This is a genomic window from Fluviispira sanaruensis (assembly GCF_004295685.1).
In the GTDB taxonomy this organism is placed as follows: domain Bacteria; phylum Bdellovibrionota_B; class Oligoflexia; order Silvanigrellales; family Silvanigrellaceae; genus Silvanigrella; species Silvanigrella sanaruensis.
The window spans coordinates 2,980,602-3,002,048 of the sequence record NZ_AP019368.1 but is presented as its reverse complement, the minus strand read 5'-3'; the positions used below and the strand labels follow the sequence as shown (position 1 = coordinate 3,002,048).

Below are 21,447 nucleotides of genomic sequence, written 5' to 3'. Positions count from 1 at the left end.
ATCTGTCAGCACACGCAAAGCTACTATTATTATAATTTTTTATTGAGGAGCTTTTGATTAAATTTTCATCCATTTTTATATTCCATAATAATTACGAAATTTAACAGATTTTGTTTTCTTAAAGTGCATTTTATTTTTTCTTTATACAATTTTCAAGCTTATGTCTAAGTGAATTTCATATACCGAGATGGAATGAGAAATTGTCCTTGTTTTAGGCAGAAAAAAAATGATTCGAATTGTATAAATCTTATTATCATGTATGTTACCATGGATTGGAATTTTAAAATTTTAAATGAACGCTTTGCATTTTAATTTAAATATCGAAAATGGTAATATGAATTATTATCAAGAAACAACTAAATGTCCACATTGCTTTTCATTCAAAACATCCTTATTGCAGAAAAGTTACGTGCAATTGCAAAATAATAATAGATCTTACAATTTTTTTCAGTGTTATGATTGCACACTTGTATTTTTGAAAAATCCGCCTAGCGAAATTGCGATGGAAGAGTTTTATCATAAAAAATATTTGCCTCACTTGGGTAGCAAAGCTTGGGGAAGGTTTTCAAAGCTTGTTGACTTTGGGCAATATAGACTTGATTTAAAAAAATATTCTTACATAAAAAAATTTTATCCAAATATAAATAAATCTTCTAAAATTCTTGATTATGGATGTGGCAATCCAACTTTTTTGCTAATGACGCAAACGAAAACAAAAGCTCAGTGTTTTGGCTTAGATTTGTCTTCTCAAGGCTGGGATAAAATCCCTGAAAGTAAATTAAAAAATATTAAATTGATCAAAGGTTCTTTCGATAAAATTGATGAAAAAGATAAATTCAATATTATAACTCTTTGGCACGTTTTAGAACATGAATACGATCCAATCCTTGTTCTTAAAAATTTAAGAGAAAAAATTATGTCAGATGGTATTCTCATAGTCGAAGTGCCTAATTATGATTCATTTTTTGTAAAGATTCAAAAAGGATTTTGGGCAGGATATCATACACCTCGTCATACAGTTGTGTTTAATAAAAAAACACTTATAAATGCAGTAAGCAAAGCAAATTGGGAAATTATACAATATTATAGGTACGGAACGCTTGATGCATTTACTCTTTGGTGGTTGGGCAGACAAGAAAAAGTAATGCATAAAAATAAAATAACTAAAATTAACTTTGAGAATAAATTTTTTTCGTATTTATTTTTAAAAGTTTTGACTACCCCATTTTTTATCTTAGAAAATTTTTTAAGCCTTGGGGTACAGATAATTGTAGCAAAACCAAAAACATAAAATTTTTTTATAATAAAGGTAGAAAATATGTCTATAGATGAAAAAAATGTATTACTTATAAACGGATGCTATTCAACAATTGCTCAAGAACTCATAAGAATTGAAGGAAATGAAAAAAAAGTAATTGGCTTAGTTCGAAATAAGCGTGAAGAAATAAATAATGTAGAGATTTTTTCAGCAGATGCGACACAACCCGATGAAGTAAAGTCAACGGTAGAGACCATTTATGAAAAAATAGGAGCAATCCATGAATATGTTCACCTCATCGGTTCAATTATTATAAAACCACTTCATCAAACTTCAATTGAGGAATGGAAAAATACATTTGAGTTGAATTTAAATAGTATATTTTACTCATTAAAATCTATTTTGCCGATCATGCAAAAGCAAAAATATGGTTCAATTGTTCTCATCTCATCTGTTGCTGCTGAAGTTGGTTTAACTAACCATGAAGCCATTTCTGCAGCTAAAGGCGCGGTAGAATCACTCGTAAGGAGTTTAAGTATGACATATGCAAATTCTGGAATAAGAGTGAATTGTGTTGCACCTTCATTGATAAATACAAAAATGTCTGTGCATTTAGTTAAAAATGATATGGTTGTGCGAGCAACTTCTGCAATGAATGCTATCAAAAGAATTGGAGAGCCAACAGACGTAGCAGAAGCTATTTCATATTTATTAAGTCCAAAAAGTTCTTTTATAACTGGGCAGATTCTTCATGTCGATGGTGGCTTGACCCATGTGAGGACTCCCCCTAAAATTTAGCAAGATGTTCTTTTAAATTTTAGGAAAAAATATGACTGAAAAACCAATCATTGTTATAGCTGGAGCAACGGGATTCATAGGTAAGAATTTAATTGCAGAACTAGCAGATAAATATACACTTAAGGCACTGAGTCGTAAAGAAACCAAAAGTGATGATATTCAATGGGTGAAATGTGATTTATATAATTTAAGAGAAACAGAAGAGGCTTTGAAAGGAGCAGATGTTCTAATTTATTTAGTGCATTCGATGAATAAAGGGACAAGGTTAACCCAAGCTAAGTTTGAAGATCTTGACCTTATAATTGCAGATAATGTGGCAAAATCAGCCAAAAAATGTCAGGTAAAGCAAATAATATATCTGGGTGGTATTATTCCTCACGATGAGGTTATGTTATCTCGTCATTTAAAAAGTCGAGAAGAAGTTGAAACAATTTTAAGTTGTTCAGGTGTGCCTCTCACAAGAATACGTGCGGCAATTATAATTGGTGCAGGGAGTACTTCATTTAAAATGGTATATTCGCTCGTGAAACGTTTGAAAGTTATGATTTGCCCAAGTTGGGCAAATTCATATTCTTATCCAGTCGATGTGGAAGATATTGTAAGAATGATTTCTCTCTGTATCGCAAATAAGGAAACATACAATGAAACTATCGATGCCTATGGTCCAGAAAAAATAACTTATATTGAATTTATGCATTTAACTGCGAGAGTAATGGGATTAAAACGCTATATTTTCCCCATTTCCATTTCAACTTTATATCTTTCAAAATTTTGGGTTGTGCTCATCACTGGTCAGTATTTTGAAATTGTTTCTCCATTAGTAGATAGTTTAAAATATAATATGATTCCAAAAAATATAAAATTATTCCAGAAATATATACCTAATCCAATCTCATTGAGAAAATCACTTGAAAAAGCCATTGCCAAAGAAAAAGAGATTCAAGATAATTCAGTTAAGCAACAAAATTCTAATTTTTTGGAAAATAACGTTCGATCTGTTCAACGTTTATCTTTACCGAGTGGTTGGAATGCAATAGATGTTGCACAAGAATATACGAAATGGTTACCAAAGTTTTTATTCTTTTTTATTAGATCAAAAATAGATGGTGAATATATTCATTTTAAATTATTTGGCTTAACTTTATTAACATTATTTCATTCGTTTGATCGGAGTTCTCTCGATCGGCAATTGTTTTATATTAGGGGAGGATTTTTAGTTAAGAAACCTGTATTTGCCAATGCTCGATTGGAATTTCGTATTTCTCCACACGAGCAGTCTGTCGTAGCTGCTATTCACGATTTTTACCCATCTTTACCCTGGTATATATATCGTTTTACGCAAGCAATTGCCCATGCATTGGTCATGGAAATGTTTAATAAATTCTTAAGAGAAAAATCTGTATAATTAGAAAAATAAGATAGATATCAAAGCCTGAATTATATTACTCAGGAATTAGTTACATTACTAAAATCTCTGCCTTCTATAACGATTCCAGGTACAGTTTTGTCATAATGAATCGCTCTATGCACGAGACATTCTGCAACTTCTGTCGCTTTAATAGGAACATATTTATTAATAGCAAGTGCTTCGCTGATATTTATTTTTTTAAGAAAGTTGTCTATTTTATTGAAAATAATTCCACCCAATTGCTCAGCTGGACGAAACTCTTTTCTTTTACCAATAAGTAAACTTGGTCGAGCGATAATATAAGGTAACAGACTCTTTCTCAATGCATTTTCGACTTCGCTTTTTGCACTTAAATAAAGACCTCGCGGGTTTGCAGCCCCAATGCTGGAGACAAAAACAAATAATGTTTTTGGTGAGTTTTTTTTGATATTTTCAATAAATGAAATAGGGTAATCACGATCAACTTTTAAAAAATTCTCAGCTGATTTTGCTTTGCGAATAGTTGTGCCAATACAACAGAAAAAAATATCGCACTTAATTTCTGAACCGATTTTTTTATATTCATTTATATCTTCAAAATTAAAGATCATTTCACTTATTGAAGGGATATTAGCGTCTCCAACCACTTTTCGTACGAGAGAAGTGACTGCTATATCTTGTTTATGCGCTAAAACATTTAAAATATGATTTCCGACAAGACCACTGCCGCCTACAATAACAACTTGCTTCATTTCTAATAATCTCCTTTAGCTAAGGAAAATTAAGAATTTAGAACGTCGATCTGCAAACTTGCATAAAGTTTGTATTAAGCATGATATCAAACTTCGTAGGAAATATGTAAATCCGTTTTTTCGTTTGATTCAATAAGAGTGCCAACATTTTTTTCTTCATAATGAGCAAAGGGCAGAACTTTCAGTGGCACTGCATTTTTTTCGGCAAGAAGTACACAACGTGCATGGAGAACTTTAGCACCCTCATTTACGATTTTTAATACCTCTTTGTGGCTTAATATTGACAATAATTTTGCTTGTTTGTCAAGCTTAGGGTCAATATTATAAATACCATAAACGTCTTTAAAAAACTCAACAAGTTCTGCTTTTAAAGCAATCGCAAGGGCAACAGCTGTAGTGTCCGACCCCCCTCGGCCTAAGGTTGTTATTTCGCCTGCAAGACTCATTCCTTGAAAGCCTGCAACGATAACGATTTTTCCGGATTCTAAGTGTGGAATGAGACGGTGAGGTTTTACGTTTACAATTTTAGCGTCGGAGTGATCGTTTGTCGTTAATATACCAGATTGACTTCCGGTAAAACTGATTGCTTCACTCCCTTTTGCGGAAAGAGCCATGGCAAGCAAAGCAACACTGATACGTTCTCCTACGGAAATGAGCATATCAAGTTCACGCCGTGGTGGGTTGGGATTTACTTTCATTGCCAAAGCAATAAGATCGTCAGTCGTGCTGCCCATAGCACTCACGACAACTACAACTCTTTCATATTCTTTTTTGCGCTGTAAAATGATATCTGCAATAGATGAAAAAGATTCAGGAGAACGCACCGACGCTCCCCCAAATTTAAGAACAATACATTTTTTTTTAGGGCTCATTGTTAGCTAACTCGTTTTCAACAATAGTTGATTCACCATTCGCTGAATTGCTTCTACCTCAAAAGGTTTTGTAATGTATTCATCACAACCTGCATCAAAGCCTTTGCGAATATCCTCTTCTGTTTTATTGCCTGAAACAAAAGCCACTGGCAAATTTTTCAGGAGAGGATGTGACTTTAGCAGGGCGCACAATTCATATCCATCAACCCATGGGAGTTGAATATCGAGTAAAACGAGATCAAGTTTTGTGTCTTCAATTATTTTAGAAAGTTCCATTGCATCTTTTGCAATTAAAACTCTAAAATTATCTTTTTCAAAAATTCTTTTAATAGCATTGCGCATAACGGGTTCATCGTCGACAACAAGAATTGTTTTTGCTTCTGGTCTGCGTGAAGCGGCTCTATAGGCATCTAAATTAACAACATGCTCATGAGCCATAGCTTTTTTGTTAAGAGCAGCAACTCTTTTAGCAAAAGTCTGGTCTCCAAAATTTCGTTTTTTCATGCAAGAAGCCTTTTCAAATATCTGTAACTTATTAACCTTATTAGAGATCGGTTACTTCTTTGATTTCCTTAAATTTGCTAATATCACTCTTACCCATTAGGATATTGACTATTTGACGGTAAATTTCTGCCGGTTTTCTTTCCGAGTCGAGTCTGTTTTGAGGAGGTCTAAATGATTGAAGTAAAAGGACTTGTTAAACTCTTTGGCGATCGAAAAGTTTTACATGGTTTAAACTTTTCGGTTGGTACTGGGCGAGTTTGCGGGTTTTTAGGACCGAATGGTTCTGGGAAATCAACAACAATGGACATTTTAGCGGGTTTATTGGGACCAAGTTCTGGAAGTGTCCAGATCTGTGGTTATGATATCGTGGAACAAGCACAAGATGTTAAAGCCCATGTGGGTTATCTCCCTGATAATCCTCCATTATATAAGGAAATGCGGGTTCGAGATTTTGTTCAATATGTCGCAAAATTGAGAGGTATAAGTGGAAAAGATAGGAAATCTGCTGTTGAAAGAGTGATAGAAGATTGTGATGTGAGTGATGTCACGGAAAGGATAATTGGGAATTTATCGAAAGGTTATCGGCAACGCGTAGCGCTATGCGCTGCTCTTATCCATCGACCAGAGGTTTTAATCCTTGATGAACCGACCGAAGGTCTCGATCCCAATCAAATTTTACATATTAGAAAATTAATAAAAAAAATAGCAAGTGAACGAACTGTTATTTTAAGTTCGCATATTTTATCTGAAGTGCAAGCTACATGTGATGAAGTTATTATTATAAATAATGGTCATATTGCAGCAAAAACTTCAATTAAAAATGATAATTCAAAACCGTTGTATTATTTATATACATTTGCTTCAAAAACAGAACATGCTTTGCATTGGTTTCAGCAAAGAAATTATGTAAAATCTGCAAAATCATTGTCACAGAAAAACAATTCTATATTGGTCGAATTTGGAAATGAGTTTTGGGCTGACTCGGGGGGAGAAAATATTGCTAATGTAACAGAACAGATCGTTCAACAAAATTTTCCTTTAATAGGTATTGAAGAAAAAAAAGAGGGTCTCGAAGAAATATTTTTTGAAGTGATTCGTTCACAACCTGGTCATCATCAGGCTCAAATATCCCCTACAGGAGAAATTATATGAGTGTGACTTTAGCCATTGCAGGAAGAGATTTTAAAGGTTTTTTTGGTACACCTTTAGGATGGATTGCTGCTTGTATTATTTTTCTAGTTTCTGGAATTGTGTTTTATATTGTGGTGCAAATGTTATTGATCAGAGGGCAGTCCATCGATCCTGTTGCAGATATTTTTGGGCAGATATTGAATTTTTTAAATTACATAAATATATTTATTATTCCTGCTTTTACCATGAAAACGATGAGTGAAGATCTGGGAAATGGCACTTATAGGCTGCAAGCTTCAGCACCGATTTCAACATGGGCAATCGTTTATGGGAAATTTTTAGGTGTAATGTTGTATTTCGGTGTCATTGGTATTTTTATGGCCCTCTATCCGCTGTATTCAATTATTTTTACAGAACCAGATTTAAAAGTTTTGTTAAGTGGATGGATTGGTTTTATTTTGAACAGTGCAACTATTGTTGCTATTGGGCTTTTTATTGGCTCATTTACAAAAAATCCTATTATTAGTTATTTAGGATCTGCATTTTTTATTCTGTTATTTATTTTCTCGGGTTTTTTTCCTGGTATTCCAGACTGGTATAGACACAGTGTTAATTTATTAGAGCTGAGTTCAGAGTTTACAAAAGGCATGATTAAAACTGGTTCTATTGCAACATATATTGCAATCATTTCTGTTTTTCTATTCTTATGCCGTTTTGTTATGGAAAGTAAAAAATGGAGATTTTAAATAATGAAAAAGCATAAACTTGAATTTTCAATTGCGACTCTTTTTTTAATATTTGTTACATGTCTCATGTGGGAAAACTTGGTTTTAATCAATAAATACTTTCCGATTGGATTAGTTCTATTAGGTGCTATTATTCTTGCTTATTTAGTCTCTCCATTGGGGAATAATAATAGCAAAGAAAATACTTCAGAAAAGTATGCACCAAAATATTTTGCTCAAGCCATTATTTCAAGCTTGATTGGAATGTGTCTTATTATTGGTCTTGCTGTTGTTTTAAATAAAAATAATTTCTCAAAAACTTTCGACCTGACTTCGAATAAAATAAACTCTTTAACTCCTGAAAGTGTTAAAGTTTTAACTTCTCTCAGCAAACCTGTCGAAATTATCTGTGTTCCATCATCAAATCTAAGTGAAAATTATTGTGACAGCAATATTGATCTCTTATCTTTATATATGAAAACATCACCTCAAATTATAAATGTAGGTCAATTGAGCTTAACTGATAAAGCAATGGTTCAGAAAATTCAGCCTTCAGGTTTTTCTCGCCTTGTTTTAATGAGTGGTAATAATAAAAGTGAAATAGATGGAGTTATTACTGAAAGTAGATTAACAAATGCTATTATTAATTTAGTTAAATTCAAAAAAGTGGTTTATTTTTTATCTGGTAGTGGTGAACCGAGCGTAAATCCTGATAATTCTGGACGCAGTTACTCAGATATTGTAAGCGTATTACAAGCAAAATCTTACGATGTAAAAGAGTGGAATATAAAGCAAGGTAACTTACCTCAGGAAGCTAAAGTCTTGATTGCGGGAGATAATAATCTAGTATACGGAGAAGAAGTTCAAAATATTTTAAGAAACTTTATAGGCTTTGGTGGAAGTTTAATTTTATTAGTAAATCCTTATCGTGAGCAAGGGCTTGAGAAATTATACGCAGAGTTGAACTTAAAATTAGATCCTATTTTATTAACTTTAAATACTTCTACACCAATTGGTCAGCAGCTTGTAAAGCAAAATTTTTCTAGACCCCCAGTTTTGGCGAGTAATTTTAATCCAGATTCTCCTATCACAAAAGTTTTTGCAGATGTTTATGGTGCACAAGCCATTATGCCTCTTGATGGTGGCCGTCCTATTTCAATTCTTGCAAATGAAAATTCAACTGGAAAAGTTTTAATAAATGCAACAAATCTTCTTTCAGCATATAGTGCAGCACCTATTACAATAGCACCTGAAGTCAGAAATAAAATTGATTTAATGGCACCATTCAGATTGTCTCCTGATGTAAATTTTGATGCAAATAAAATCTGGACTATTGGTGTCAGTCTTGATATTTCTGGGGCTTCAAACCTAGCGGTAGAAAAAATATTAAATAAGGAAACAGATCCTGTTAAAGATAAAGCGCAAGTTGTTGTTTTTGGTTTTAGCATATTGGGACCTTATGCAAGAGATAATCCAATCAGTGAAAATCTTTTGCCTATAACAGTTGCGCACCTATATCAGGATCAAGAATTGGTCTCTATACCTCCACGTGATTTCACTCCAAAGCAATTTAATATGTCTCTTTATCCAGGGAGATGGCTGCCCTTTTTTGCTGGCATATTACCGGTATTTACAGCCATATCAGGTTTGTTTATATGGTTTAAGAGGAGATCTGCATGAAGTATTTAATTAAAGTAGCACTTGGAATTGTTGCAATTGGCGCTCTTGTTGGCGTTTACTACGGTGATAATTATATGACCGAAAAAAAGGAAGAGCGGCAAAAAGAAACAACATATGCAATTTTTTTTGATACAAAAGATGTTATTAAATTTACCGTGCAAAACAAAAATTCTGTATTTACTTTTGCGCGCGATACCTTCACATCTCCTTGGAAAATTATTTCTCCAATTGTTGTTGCCGCCGATCAAGATGCTGTCAATAATATTTTAGCTGCGATCCAGCAGATTGCTGTTCAGCAAGAATTGCCTCGGACGGAACCAGCTCTTAAAGGTGATAAGGGCATGTTAACGGAGTTTGGCTTAGAAAATACAAAGAACTCTGTGACAATTGATTTAAAAAATTCTGAAATCAAACAGCTTTTTATTGGTCATGATCTCGATATTGGAAAAAAGGGTGGGGCAAGCTTAAATTCCTCGTCAGTCTATGCAATGAACCCAGCAAAAAAGTTGCTTTTAGTGGTTAATAATAGCTTTATTTCAGTTCTTGAAAATAAAATGCTCTCCGATTTCCGCAGTAAAAGGGTGGGGGATTTTCAAGGGGCTGATGTGGCTTTTCTTGAAATAAAGTCCCATGAGAACGATATTATTTTGGTAAAGGATAAGAACAACAAATGGGAAATGCAAAAGCCTTACGCATGGCCTGGAGACAGTGTTTTTATTGATGAGTTTTTAGGCCGTTACCAAGGGCTTCTAGGGCAGAAAGTCTATGAAAATTCAGAAGTTACTCCGGAATTAAAGAAGAAATTCAACTTACTGCCGCCTGCTGGGGTGGTCAATTTTAAAGACTCTGCAGGAAAAACTCTACAAAATTTCGAATATGGAATTACAAAGGATGGTATTTTTGTTACAATGAAGGACGGTGCTGTTGCTCAGCTGAACCTTGACCTTTGGAGCGATCTTATCCCCAAAGACAAGTATTTTCGCAATAGACAAGTTTTACTTGGCGTAAACTTAGATCATATATCCGGCATAAAGCTGTCGAACTCTACATATTTAAGAAAAGACAATAATTGGTATTTTGTTGAGTCAGAAACGCAACAACCTTCAGTTTCTCAGCCTCCAAATGCCGAGGTTTTGACTTTTTTTTCCAATTGGGAGTTGATGGCGGCGGATGATCTTATTTTAAACGCAACCAATGAAGATCTTGTGAAATTTGGTTTAACTAAGCCACTTAAGACTTTTGCCTTTTTGCTCGGATCCGATTCTAAGTCAAAGTCTATTGAAATTATTGTGGGCAACAGGGTTCCAAATAACGAAAAAAGTGTGTACTTAAAGCGTTCAGATGCTCCCACCGTGTATATCGTTGAAGCTGGGTGGCTTTCACTGCTTGCTCAACTCTATTCAGTTGGTGATACGTCCACGCGTCAGTAAAAAAATAGATGGAGTAATTTCTTTTGAAAACAGAACTTTTTTTGATACCTATCGCTGCAGTCAGCGATAGCCTTCGTGTTTTGGTGACCAAAGATCCCACAAGTGACAGACAGACTTTCCCAAGCATTATGCTGAAGCAAGACCTTCATTTACATGGTGGAACGCGCCAAATTCTAAGAGATCTTCTTTCAGGAGTTCCATTTGCTGACTTAGAAAATTGGCTCAATTCTGCTCGTTGTAAAGATCGTATTGTTGATGTCTATGATAGAGATCTCCTTTTTGAACAATCCCAAAGTATCGCCATTGTCCGCGCTATCGCTCTCCCCCAGGAGTTTTCTTCGCATGCGAAGGGGGTTTGGCTTGATGCAGAAAATCTTTTCTCCCAAGACTCTATTTTAGCTCCTGACAGCCGTCTTTTTTTAAGGGAGTGCCTCAATCAAGTTCCACTGTGGGTTAAAAATACAACCTTTACCTTTGAGCTCCTTTCGCAAGTCTTTTCAATCCAAGACCTTCGTTTGCTTGTGGGTATGCTTTCAAGCCAAGAAATCGATCCTGGAAATTTTCACCGTCGCCTGAAGCGCCTCGACATACTTCGCCCACTTGTGAGCGGGCAGCAGCGAGTTCATAAGTGGGAGTTTGCCTGGGAAAAAAGCGATGTTTTGGCGGCAGACGGACTTATTCCTTAAAAATAGGCATATTTTTTCTCAAAATAGAGCAAAAAAACATGAAATAAAAAAAATGAAAAATTTTTTTTAAATCGACTTGACCTCTCTCTCGCGATTATGTAGACACACTTTCACGAAGACGTTCCTCAGTAGCTCAGTGGTAGAGCAAGTGACTGTTAATCACTTGGTCGGGTGTTCAATCCACCCCTGGGGAGCCATTCTTCATCCTAGCCGCGAAACTCCTTGTTTTTCATTTATTTTCAAATAGACAAATTTTTTCCCACTTATATTTTTTGTCACACAAGTATTTATTCTTTCGGATTATAATCTCTCAAGCGAGCTCAACCCTTGGGAGTCAAAAAGTGAAGAAAATCTTAATTGCCGATTCAAGCAAAGCCAGTCTCGTCATGACCAGTGAAGTTTTCAAAGATCATTATCCTGGCATACAGGTTCTTGTGGCTAAGACATCTGCAGAAGCGCTTCAATTGGCTAAGTGCAGCGAAGGTGTCGATGCCTTTATCATTGATTTTGATTTGCCAGATTTGAATGGAGCAAAAACAGCTCTGCACCTTAAAAAATTGTATGATACCCCCATTTTAATCACAGCATTTGATCGACCAGATGTGATTCAGTCCATTGAAACGTCATTGCTTCCCTATGCTGACTGCCAGAGTTGGTTGAAGAAACCGGTGAATCCTGAAGTTGTGATCGCTGTGGCACAGCGCTTTTGTGAGGTAAAGACAAGAACTCAAAAGAGGGTTGCTTGTCATTTACCTGTCTTTGCCGAAGTGCTGCTTGAAAATGAAAGTGTTTTTGCTTTTCAGCAGATATTAGCACCACAAAAAAGTAAAAAAGCTGTTGGAGCTAAAGTTGAGACAAAGACAGAAAAGGTAACAAAAAAGAGCGGGAAAAATCTTAAGGAGAAAAAACTAACAAAGGATAAAGCAGAAGTTGTAGAGCCTATACCAATTTATTTTTGCGGAATTATTGAAGATTGTTCTTTGAGCGGTGTGAAATTAAAACCAAGTAAACAGGGGAAATCTGGATTAACGGATTGGAATTTACTGTTAGCGAGTATGGAAATAATTTCTTCAGGAAGTTCTGTTACATTAAAACTGCCATCGCATTCAGATATTGAAAGTGGCAGCGTGCTTGAGCTCTCAAAAATTTCTCATATTACAAATTCACAAGAAGAATTTGTGGTAACACAGGAAAAAAGTAAAAAAGGTATAACAAAGGTAGAAGCTGCAGAAGTAAAAGCTAAAAAGCAGCAGAAAAAATCATCATCACTTTCTACTTTATCTTCGAACACTAAGAAAAAGGTGGTAGAAAAAGATATCACCCATCGCATACAATCTATGTCAGGAAAAATTTCATGGACAAGTTCTGAATCCGGTGAATGGTGTATTGGAATTGAATTTGAAAATCAAAATTTATCTAAACGCCTTTTTGAAGCAATTTTATCTTATCAGTTAAAACAACAAAAAAACTTTCCCAATCAATCTGTCATGAAAACTTCCCGCGCGAGTTGATTTAAAATAAATGTGGGATTGAAAGGCATTACCAAGATTTCATTTTAAAAAGTCTACCGTCAATACCGTCATCATGCAGTTTTAAAATAATTTCATTTGGATAAATAAATGGCTTATTCTTATTATCAATATCATTAGGAATTTCAGAATCAATCATAGTTATAATTTGTTGTATACCAAGATTTGCATATTCTCTAAGAGTTGATAATAGAACTTCCTTTTTGCGTCTGTCCAATGATTCAAAAACACCATCATGGAAAACAAATCTAGGATATCTTTCACTAAGGTAAGCTTTTAGTACAGCCATATCAAATGCAATACATAATAGTTTCTTATATGTGTGCCCATCATCTTGATTGGTAGTATTCCCTAACTCATCAAGAATATCCGCTCTAAACTCTAAGTGCCCTTCTCTATTTGTAAATATACTTAATAGAGCCTTTCTATCCAGAATATTTTCAATAATCTCATTAAAGAAAATTCGAATTAAAGAGTATAAACTATGACTATCAGAGTTTATACTTTTAATATCTAATTCTATATCATTTTGTATATGACTTTTTTCTTCATTTAATGATCTAATTTGTGCTTGAAGACTATGGAGACGATGAGTTTTTTGTTTTTGGTTTTCTAAAATAGATGCATCTGCTTTTAAAGTTACAATATCATCAGAAAATTGCTTGTATTTATTGAAAATATCCGTTTCGCTTAAATAGGAAAGAGATCCAGCTTGTTGCTTGTTTAGAACTTCAAGTTCTTTGTTTATATTAATTATCTTTTGCTCAATTTCAGCTAATTCTTCTTTAAGATAATTTTTTCTTTCTTCGGTAATCGCTTTATTGAAAGCTATTAACTGTTCAAAATCTTTTTTAATTTGTCCTTCAAAAAAAACACCCGCTTCTTTAAATAACTTTTGCACGTCGTCTGGATTAAAATTAATTTTGTTGTTTGCAAGAGAATTTTTGATTTTTTTTCGATTTTGCACTAAATAATAACGCATAGAATTGAGTTCTGCTATATCTTCGTTGATTTTGTTTACGAGTGAATCTGTTTTATTGATGTCTTGAAGATTGAAATCAAAAGAATTCAATAGAATCTGTTTTTTTTCAATTTCTTTTTGTTTCAGCAGCAAAATTCCATCGATTTTACTTATTTCATCAATTATATCTCCTAGTTCATTCATTAAAAATTTTTCTTGTGTTTTTATTTCGTTCAGGTCTTTATCTTTTTTATAATGAAAATTAATTAAATCAGCATTAAAACCAAAAATATGAGCTAAAAATGGTTTCCAATCAGAATGAGCTGATCTCATATTTTTATTTAATAGAAATACGTCTTTATAATCATCCTGTGAGCGAAGCAAATAGCCAACTATTTTTCTGTAGCTCCATGGTTTGATTGGTTTTATATCAAGAAGTCCATCTAAAAGATCTTTTGCTTTATCGATAGAGAGATTAAAGTGATCCCATTCATGAGGTAGGATCTGATTAAAATCTTGTTTACTTAATTTGTGTTTTTTAAAGCATATTTTCGTATTGTCTTCAACATTTCTACGAATTGTAATAAATGTGCTATCAAAAAGTTCGATTTCAATAAAGAATGAGAATTGTTTAAAAATTTCTTTTTGCTTAAATAAGAAAAAAGACGATTTAGGACTTGATAACAAGCAAAAATCAATAATAAGTCCAAGTGTAGATTTACCTAAGTTATGTGTGTCTTTCATTTTGTTTTCAGGGAGACGGATTTCTCCCATAATGACGTTGAGTCCGGAGTTGAAATAAACAGCTTGAAATATTTCAGGTTTATTGCAGTATATTTTAGAAATTTTCATTGTTACCTAAATACTCCACAGTATCAGATTTTGGTCTATATTCAATTAATCCTAGCAAGAAAAGAAAATTTAATGAAGGTAAGAATAAGTTATTGCTTCCATTAAACTTCTTTTTAATTATTTTTTTTAGTTTTTCATAATCTTCTATACGTTCTTTTTTTAAGTGTTTTAATATCAAAAATGATATATTTATCACGGTATAATCTGGATGAGAATGTTTAGAAGGCCTAAGCATTATTCCTCCTTTCCTATATCACAATTCCAATACATATAGAATAGCATTGTTCGGGTGATTGTTTTGTTCTTGGTCTTCTTCAAGACTGGATCTCTAGAAAAAAGCATGTCAGAAATATAATCAAGTATTTTATTGAATTCTTGATAACTTTTTCTATGTGAAAAAATTTTAAAATTAAATTCTTCAACACTCGCACAATATGATTCAAGTAAATGAGAATTTTCTGGAGCAGCTAAAAATGTTTTAATTTGAGCAGTTTCTTTTAGGTATTTTTTTAAGAGTGATTTTGCATATTCACTGTCCATATTGTTAATTTCATTTTTTTCCATATAAGTTATTCTTGGCTTTGGTGGGTGCTCAATTGTTTTTTTTATGATTTCCCTATATTTTGCAAAAGCTTCTACAACTTCAGCTAGATCATCTGGACTGATAATAAGAGGAGAATCAAGCGGATCAATTTTTGCAATCTTTATTATATCTGGGTAGATTTTTAAATATAATTCAATTTGTTCCACACCATATATGTAAATTGAGTGCACTGGAATATCACAAGCAGATGAAATGAAATTATGAATTTCATTTTGCATATTCGCAGTTAACTTTCGATTGGTGAATAATATATAATTATCAAGATCGCCAATTTTTTTTAGCATTTTAATTTTATCAATTTCTTCGAGAATGATACTGCTTTTTGCAGAAGTATTAAAGAAGTCATTTTCGGAGCAGCTTCGATTATAGCCATTAGTATGTTTTGCTTGAATAATTGTAATACCGTTCCATGGAGAAGATTTGCTTGGGAATGCTTCGGCTTTGCCAATAAATTTAGCATCTCTTCCTCCGTCAATACCTTTAGAAAAACACTGCACAGAAATTCCAAACAATTTGTGGCAAATTAAAATAATTAACTCTTCAAATTGATCTGGACTTATGTCTTCATAAGCATATTTCATTGTGCAATGTTTCCCTCAAGTATGAATGAATCAAAGTTCTAGTTAGGAATAAATGATTTTTTATTGAATATCAAATAAATTTTTAAAATTATTTTATTAGAAAATATTAAGTAATTACACACTCAATTTTTGCAAAATAATATTAAATTAAACTAAGGTGTGTTGTGAATTTTTTTGTTTATTTAAAAATTTTTAAATAAACAAAAAAATTCACAACACATGAAACATTTTGTTGCGCCCGTTCTCTTTTGTTTGCAAGAGCTTAAGACTCATTTATAACGGATCTTGCAAAAGGGGGAAGCATGCATATAAAGTTAAATGAAGCAGAATATTATTTAGAAATGACCAAAAAAAATATTGGTGTCTACACACTTAAAGAACAAGAGATGCTTGCTAAAAGTAAAGTCATGATTTTTGGCTTAGGTGGTGTGGGAGGAATGGAGGCCATTCTCTGTGCACGCGCTGGAATTGGTTCGTTAAGTGGAGTGGATCCCGACACATTTGAAATTTCAAATATCAATAGACAGATGTTGGCGTTTTGTTCAACAATAGATGAGGCAAAAAGTGTTTCCACTGAAAAATATTTAAAAGATATTAACCCATTTTTAAAAACAGCCTTTCACCAAGTAAAAGTGACAGAAGAAAATGTGGATGAATTGATAAAAGGCCATGATGTTGTGCTCGAAGCTTTGGATGATATGCCCTCGAGAATTGTTGTCCATCGAGCTGCAAGAAGACATGGGATTCCCAGTGTATCAATGTCAGGAAGTCCTCCGCACAGAGGATTTGTTTCTACTTTTATTCCAGATGGTATCGATTACGAAACTGCCTTAAATATTCCTACACAAGGAAAAAAAATATCCGATCCTTCGGTGCATGAATTTGTGCAAAACTTAAAGAAACAAAGAGCGCAATATTCAGTTGAAAAGGGTGCACCAAAAGAATGGGCCGATGATTTCTGCGCAGGAAAAGTTGGGTGGATCATAACTCCTATTCGCGCATCCTTGTTAGCATCGTTCAGTTGTCATGAAGTTATTCAGCTTATTATTGGTAAAAAACCTTTGGCGTTGGCGCCTAAAGGCATTCTAATAGATATGGATAACATGCTTTATCCCGTTTCTGTTCAGACACCAAGTCAGGGTTATTGGGAGGCTATTCATATTTAAAAATTGAGATATAAAAACTCAAAAAGCATAATTATGAAAAGTTTTAGTGTAATTAAGAAAAGCATAATTAAAAATATCTTATAAATTGAAGGGTAAGAAATGCAATCGATAGAAAATGAAATTTTTATGAGAAACATCGGTGTAGTAACAGAAAAGGAACAAAAAAGTTTAGCTAAAGTAAAAGTCACTGTGATCGGAGCGGGTGGGGTAGGTGGAGTGACTCTCATTTCGCTCGCTCGAATGGGAGTTGGAAATATCCATGTAGTTGATATGGATAAATTTGAATTGAGTAATATTAATAGACAAATGCTTTCTTCAGTCTCAAGAATTGAAAAATACAAAGCAGAATGCGCTAAAGAAACTTTAATAGATATAAATCCAAATATAAATGTAAAAGTTTCATTAGAAATGTTTAATGAAGAAAATGCCAATCGTTTATTAAAAGACTCTGACATTGTTGTAGATGCTACAGATAACCTTGTAACGAGAGTTATTATTCATAGAGCTGCTCAAAAAATGCAAATACCATCCGTTTGGATTGCTGTGACTCCTCCCTTTCGTGGCGGCGTGATGACTTTTTCACATAACACACCTCCGTATGAAATTGTTTTACGGCATAATTCTTATAGTAAAGAATTAAGTGACGAAGTTAAAAATGATATTTTAAAAATAAAAAATGAGAGAGCAATAAATTCTGTTAAGTTTGGAGCGCAAGAGGAATGGGCGCATGCCTTTGTCGATAAAAAAGCCCCATGGGCAGTGCTTTGTCCTGTTGCGAATATCGTAGGCTTATTGGCTAGTTTTGAGGTTTTTAAATTTATATTAAAGCGAAATAATCTATCTCCTACTTATGCACCCAATTTACTTAAAATAGACTTAGGCAGGACTGAAATGGTAAAAGTAGAAGAGCCAGTGGAAGGAACATGGGATAATTCGTTACTTTAAATAGTGGAAGGAACATAGAGCAATGTGTTACATTAATATTTTCATTGTTTTTATACAGTTCTTTGTATTTTTAAATTCTTATTCTAATGGTATTAAACTAACCGAGCATTTTATCAAATATGGCTCGGAAAGCACTTTGTATGTAAAAGAAAAAAGCTCTTTCAAAGCACGGGCAAAAAATAAAAAATCAAACATTGTTATTTTACTCCCACCGCTTTGTATTCCTACAGCCGAAGCATTCGATATACCGAATGTTTCTTTTATGGATGAATTGGCAAAAGGGGGGCTGGATGTTTTTAGTGTTGACTTTGAAGGAATGGGTAAATCAACATATCCAAAGGAAATGCAAGTTTTCCCTCCGCCAGAGGGCGTCTATCCGCTACAAAGTAAAGACGCTATTAAGCAACTTGCAGTCATCATTGATTATATTTCTAAATTAAAAAATGTTGAAAAAGTTTCTCTTGTCGGTTGGTCTTTTGGATCAATCGTAGCAGCTGAATTTGCGTCAATAAATCATAAAAATGTCAATAAATTAGTTTTAACGGGTGCAATGCATTCCTTTAGTCTCCCTTTATTTACAAAACCATTTGCGGATAAAAATAATCAATTTAATGCGAAATTAGGAGCTTATCAAGTTATCCCATGGGAAGCGATTTATTCGCATTGGAAAATGATGATGCAAGATAAAGATTTAGTGAATCAGGAAACAGTAAAATCAATTGAGAAAGTATATATAAATCTTGATAATAAGAGTAAAATTCCAGGTTCAATCAGAAGAGTTATGGGACCAATGAAAGATCTTTTTGAAGTTTGGAACGAACGACCTGTTTATGATATTTCGAGAATTATTCAACCGACATTAGTGATTAATGGGGATCAAGATTTATTTGCTGATAAAAATCTTTTTAAAAAACTAACAGGTGCCAAGGTTAAAAGAGAAATTGTTATTAAAAATGCGACACATTGGATTATCTATGAAAATAATCGGAAATCATATATTGACGCAATCGTATCTTTTCTAAAAAATAAGGAAACAGAGAGTGCATCGTAATAAAATAAAACTTCTTGATTCCACTCTGCGAGAAGGTGAGCAAGCATTTGGTGTCTGTTTTTCTCTCGAAGAAAAAATTGAAATTGCTAAGCATTTAGCTCTTTTTGGTGTCGACACTATAGAAATAGGTCATCCTGGAATTTCTGTAAAAGAAGAAGAGACTTGCATGTCTATTTGCAATGAAATTAAAAGTACCAATATTTTAGTTCATGCACGTGCTTGTCATTCAGAAATATTATCTGCGTATCGGACAGGTGCGAATTGGGTAGGAATTTGGGCTTCATTTAATCCGATATCACTGGAGACTAAGTTTACAAATAAGTCAAAGGAATGGGTAAAAGAGCAAGTTAAATCTTCCATTCGTTATGCAAAAAAATTAGGTTTAAAAGTTCGATTTACGATAGAAGATGCTTCTCGTACATCTCATGATCTCATTGAAGAAATTGCAAAAATGTTGAGTGAAGAGAGCGTCGATCGTTTAAGTCTGGCCGACACAGTCGGTGCGTGGAGTCCTAACAAATGTAAGCAAATGGTTAGTTTGGCAGTCAATAAATTTAAATGCGAAATAGAAGTGCATCTCCACAATGATTTGGGCTTAGCATTAGCTAATGCTCATGCCGCTATAGAGGCTGGGGCAACTGTTATCGATGTTAGTGTTCTTGGTATAGGAGAGCGAGCTGGTATTTGTGATTTATTTCAAATGAGTACGTCATTAAAAGAATTTTTTCATTCTTCTGATTATAATTTTAAAGAAACCAAATATTTAGCAAATATTGTTTCAAGAATTGCTCATTTTACACCTGAGTTTCATAGACCCATCGTGGGTAAAAATGTATTTATTCACACTTCAAAATACCATACGAAAGCAAGCTCAAAAAACTATCGAGCATATGAAAATTTATCACCTGAACCTTTTGCTATGAAAAGGACACTTGCTGCGAAGGAATATATTCGAGAAAATCAAAAAAGATATTTAAATGATTTTAAAATAGGTACACCCTTTTTAAAATCTGCGGAAGAGTTAAAATATCACAGGCATGGGGTAGGTGATCGTTGGGTTCACATTGATTTTCGAGTGGATGAAAGATCTCCTGTTTATATCATCGAACGTCTTTTTAAAGAAGACTATGCAGAAAGTTATGAACCTCATGTCGATACGCATGCACATCATTGTGACAGTATTTTTGTTTTTATGGGGAATAATTCTGATGGAACGGGTCTTGTCGCTAAGGTAACAATAAATAATGAGAGTCAATTAATAAAAAGTCCAGCAACGGTGTTTATACCTGCTGAACTTGAACACACTTACGAATATATTTCCGGGACAGGCCGTTTTTTAAACTTTGTGATGGCTTCCTCATATAATCAAAGTTTAATTTGAAAATTAATTATTTTTTATTTTCCATTGCCAGAGTGTTTTTTACAACCTTTTCTGCAATCTCTGCAAAACGCATGCGCACAGCATGCTTAGGCTGTGAAGTGAGGGGTTCGCCTAAGTCACCAGCGGCACGGATTTCTTGAATAAGAGGCACATGTCCCAAGACGGGAACCTCAAACTTTTCAGAAACTTTATCAGCACCACCAGCACCAAAAATATGTGTCTCAGTTCCGCATGCTGGGCATGAGAAAGTTGACATATTTTCGACGACACCAATAATAGGAACATCTGTTTTACGGAACATTGCTATGCCTTTGACAGCATCGAGAAGAGCAACGTTTTGTGGAGTTGTTACGATAACCGCTCCTGAAATTGGAATGCTTTGCACTAAAGTCAACTGAGCATCACCTGTTCCTGGAGGGAGATCGATGATTAAAAAATCAAGTTCACCCCACTCAACGTCCCAGAAGAACTGTTGCAAGGCTTTCATGATCATGGGGCCACGCCAAATAACGGCCGTTTCTTCAGGAGCAAAAAAACCAAATGACATGACTTTTAAGCCAAAGGATTCAGGTGGAATAATTTTATTATTTTCATTTACCAAAGGGTCTTTGTGTATATTTAGCATTGTTGGGACACTCGGACCATAGATATCAGCATCGAGTATTCCCACTTTATATCCTTGATTATAAAGTGCTAAGGCTAAGTTTACACTCACTGTGCTTTTGCCCACTCCCCCTTTTCCGCTTGCCACGGCAATGATTCTTTTGACTCCAGAGATTGGCCGTTTTCCTGTTGGAGGGCGCATATCTGGTTTTTGCTGAGGTTTTGCATGCTCATGTGCTTCTGAGCTATGAGAGTGAGCTTGGGGAGCCTTTTGTGGCTGTGTTGCTGGTTTTTCCTTGCGCTCAAAATAAACTGAAAAATTATAATTATTTTTGCCCAAGTTTTCTTTGATTATGGATTCAATTGCAGTTTTCTCTGCTAAGTTTAACCCGTCGGAATAAAAGCGGATTTTAAAAACTCCACTCTCTTCTTCAACAGAGTGAGTTCTCTCTTTCCAAGTGAAATTGCCTAAGGATTTTTGCACAGAAAAAGACAATACAGATTCAAGCTCTTGAACTGTATCAAGTATTTGTTTTGTATTTTCAGTCATT

At 34.0% G+C, this 21,447-nt stretch carries 20 protein-coding genes and 1 tRNA gene; 14 read left to right on the top strand and 7 right to left on the bottom strand.

Annotation, left to right across the window (positions count from 1 at the left end; genetic code table 11):
• Nucleotides 1-292: 292 nt before the first annotated feature.
• From EZS29_RS12600 to EZS29_RS12590, 3 genes are read left to right on the top strand one after another with little or no spacing between them, the layout of a single operon-like run.
• On the top strand, nucleotides 293-1,291 hold the full coding sequence (locus EZS29_RS12600) for a class I SAM-dependent methyltransferase (RefSeq protein ID WP_130611304.1): 999 nt from the start codon (nucleotides 293-295) through the stop codon (nucleotides 1,289-1,291).
• 27 nt (nucleotides 1,292-1,318) lie between these two features.
• Nucleotides 1,319-2,056: an SDR family NAD(P)-dependent oxidoreductase gene (locus EZS29_RS12595; RefSeq protein ID WP_130611301.1), complete on the top strand. Its 738-nt coding sequence runs from the start codon at nucleotides 1,319-1,321 to the stop codon at nucleotides 2,054-2,056.
• A 31-nt stretch (nucleotides 2,057-2,087) separates the two neighbouring features.
• The gene (locus EZS29_RS12590) at nucleotides 2,088-3,461 is read left to right on the top strand and encodes an NAD(P)H-binding protein (protein ID WP_130611298.1); all 1,374 of its coding nucleotides are present in this window, start codon (nucleotides 2,088-2,090) and stop codon (nucleotides 3,459-3,461) included.
• Between the two features lie 41 nt (nucleotides 3,462-3,502).
• Here the strand turns inward: EZS29_RS12590 and EZS29_RS12585 are convergent, their stop codons facing one another.
• From EZS29_RS12585 to EZS29_RS12575, 3 genes are all read right to left on the bottom strand, one after another.
• Nucleotides 3,503-4,195, bottom strand: a complete 693-nt coding sequence (locus EZS29_RS12585; RefSeq protein ID WP_130611295.1) for an NAD-dependent epimerase/dehydratase family protein — start codon at nucleotides 4,193-4,195, stop codon at nucleotides 3,503-3,505.
• An 86-nt stretch (nucleotides 4,196-4,281) separates the two neighbouring features.
• Nucleotides 4,282-5,067 carry an amino acid kinase family protein gene (locus tag EZS29_RS12580; RefSeq protein ID WP_130611292.1) on the bottom strand — a complete coding sequence of 262 codons (786 nt, stop codon included), beginning with the start codon at nucleotides 5,065-5,067 and terminating at the stop codon, nucleotides 4,282-4,284.
• A 6-nt stretch (nucleotides 5,068-5,073) separates the two neighbouring features.
• Nucleotides 5,074-5,571, bottom strand: coding sequence for a response regulator (locus EZS29_RS12575; RefSeq protein WP_130611289.1), 498 nt, complete (start codon nucleotides 5,569-5,571; stop codon nucleotides 5,074-5,076).
• 171 nt (nucleotides 5,572-5,742) lie between these two features.
• Between EZS29_RS12575 and EZS29_RS12570 the strand changes: the two genes are divergently transcribed.
• The 7 genes from EZS29_RS12570 to EZS29_RS12540 all read left to right on the top strand — a co-directional run bounded on the left by EZS29_RS12570 (nucleotide 5,743) and on the right by EZS29_RS12540 (nucleotide 12,734).
• Nucleotides 5,743-6,723, top strand: coding sequence for an ABC transporter ATP-binding protein (locus EZS29_RS12570; protein WP_130611286.1), 981 nt, complete (start codon nucleotides 5,743-5,745; stop codon nucleotides 6,721-6,723).
• Entirely contained in the window at nucleotides 6,720-7,448 is a 729-nt protein-coding gene (locus EZS29_RS12565; RefSeq protein WP_130611283.1) for an ABC transporter permease, read from the top strand. Before EZS29_RS12570 ends, EZS29_RS12565 begins: the two co-directional genes overlap by 4 nt.
• A gap of 3 nt (nucleotides 7,449-7,451) precedes the next feature.
• Nucleotides 7,452-9,107 (top strand): motility-associated ABC transporter substrate-binding family protein, encoded by a 1,656-nt coding sequence (locus EZS29_RS12560; protein WP_130611280.1) that lies wholly within the window; start codon nucleotides 7,452-7,454, stop codon nucleotides 9,105-9,107.
• Entirely contained in the window at nucleotides 9,104-10,537 is a 1,434-nt protein-coding gene (locus EZS29_RS12555) for a DUF4340 domain-containing protein (RefSeq protein ID WP_130611277.1), read from the top strand. The genes EZS29_RS12560 and EZS29_RS12555 overlap by 4 nt, the downstream gene beginning before the upstream one ends.
• Nucleotides 10,538-10,560: 23 nt before the next feature.
• On the top strand, nucleotides 10,561-11,223 hold the full coding sequence (locus tag EZS29_RS12550; protein WP_130611274.1) for a DNA polymerase III subunit alpha: 663 nt from the start codon (nucleotides 10,561-10,563) through the stop codon (nucleotides 11,221-11,223).
• A 122-nt stretch (nucleotides 11,224-11,345) separates the two neighbouring features.
• Nucleotides 11,346-11,420: transfer RNA gene (locus EZS29_RS12545), tRNA-Asn, on the top strand.
• Nucleotides 11,421-11,564: 144 nt separating this feature from the next.
• Entirely contained in the window at nucleotides 11,565-12,734 is a 1,170-nt protein-coding gene (locus tag EZS29_RS12540; RefSeq protein WP_130611271.1) for a response regulator, read from the top strand.
• Nucleotides 12,735-12,762: 28 nt separating this feature from the next.
• Here EZS29_RS12540 and EZS29_RS12535 read toward each other — a convergent pair whose 3' ends face one another.
• Genes EZS29_RS12535 through EZS29_RS12525 form a run of 3 tightly spaced genes read right to left on the bottom strand, consistent with a single transcriptional unit; the run spans nucleotide 12,763 to nucleotide 15,750 of the window.
• Complete coding sequence (locus EZS29_RS12535) at nucleotides 12,763-14,565, bottom strand: DUF2326 domain-containing protein (protein ID WP_130611268.1); 1,803 nt, start codon at nucleotides 14,563-14,565, stop codon at nucleotides 12,763-12,765.
• Nucleotides 14,552-14,800, bottom strand: a complete 249-nt coding sequence (locus EZS29_RS12530) for an ABC-three component system middle component 8 (RefSeq protein ID WP_130611265.1) — start codon at nucleotides 14,798-14,800, stop codon at nucleotides 14,552-14,554. The genes EZS29_RS12535 and EZS29_RS12530 overlap by 14 nt, the downstream gene beginning before the upstream one ends.
• A complete protein-coding gene (locus tag EZS29_RS12525) occupies nucleotides 14,800-15,750 on the bottom strand; it encodes an ABC-three component system protein (RefSeq protein WP_130611262.1) in 951 nt (316 codons plus the stop codon). The genes EZS29_RS12530 and EZS29_RS12525 overlap by 1 nt, the downstream gene beginning before the upstream one ends.
• 302 nt (nucleotides 15,751-16,052) lie before the next feature.
• Here EZS29_RS12525 and EZS29_RS12520 point away from each other — a divergent pair, with 302 nt between their 5' ends.
• The 4 genes from EZS29_RS12520 (at nucleotide 16,053) to EZS29_RS12505 (ending at nucleotide 20,293) form a co-directional block, all read left to right on the top strand.
• Nucleotides 16,053-16,916 carry a HesA/MoeB/ThiF family protein gene (locus EZS29_RS12520; protein ID WP_130611257.1) on the top strand — a complete coding sequence of 288 codons (864 nt, stop codon included), beginning with the start codon at nucleotides 16,053-16,055 and terminating at the stop codon, nucleotides 16,914-16,916.
• Nucleotides 16,917-17,015: 99 nt separating this feature from the next.
• Nucleotides 17,016-17,861, top strand: a complete 846-nt coding sequence (locus tag EZS29_RS12515) for a HesA/MoeB/ThiF family protein (protein WP_130611254.1) — start codon at nucleotides 17,016-17,018, stop codon at nucleotides 17,859-17,861.
• A 22-nt stretch (nucleotides 17,862-17,883) separates the two neighbouring features.
• On the top strand, nucleotides 17,884-18,912 hold the full coding sequence (locus tag EZS29_RS12510) for an alpha/beta fold hydrolase (protein ID WP_130611250.1): 1,029 nt from the start codon (nucleotides 17,884-17,886) through the stop codon (nucleotides 18,910-18,912).
• A complete protein-coding gene (locus EZS29_RS12505) occupies nucleotides 18,902-20,293 on the top strand; it encodes a 2-isopropylmalate synthase (protein WP_130611247.1) in 1,392 nt (463 codons plus the stop codon). The genes EZS29_RS12510 and EZS29_RS12505 overlap by 11 nt, the downstream gene beginning before the upstream one ends.
• 7 nt (nucleotides 20,294-20,300) lie before the next feature.
• Here the strand turns inward: EZS29_RS12505 and EZS29_RS12500 are convergent, their stop codons facing one another.
• The gene (locus EZS29_RS12500; protein WP_130611244.1) at nucleotides 20,301-21,446 is read right to left on the bottom strand and encodes an Mrp/NBP35 family ATP-binding protein; all 1,146 of its coding nucleotides are present in this window, start codon (nucleotides 21,444-21,446) and stop codon (nucleotides 20,301-20,303) included.
• Nucleotide 21,447: the final 1 nt, after the last annotated feature.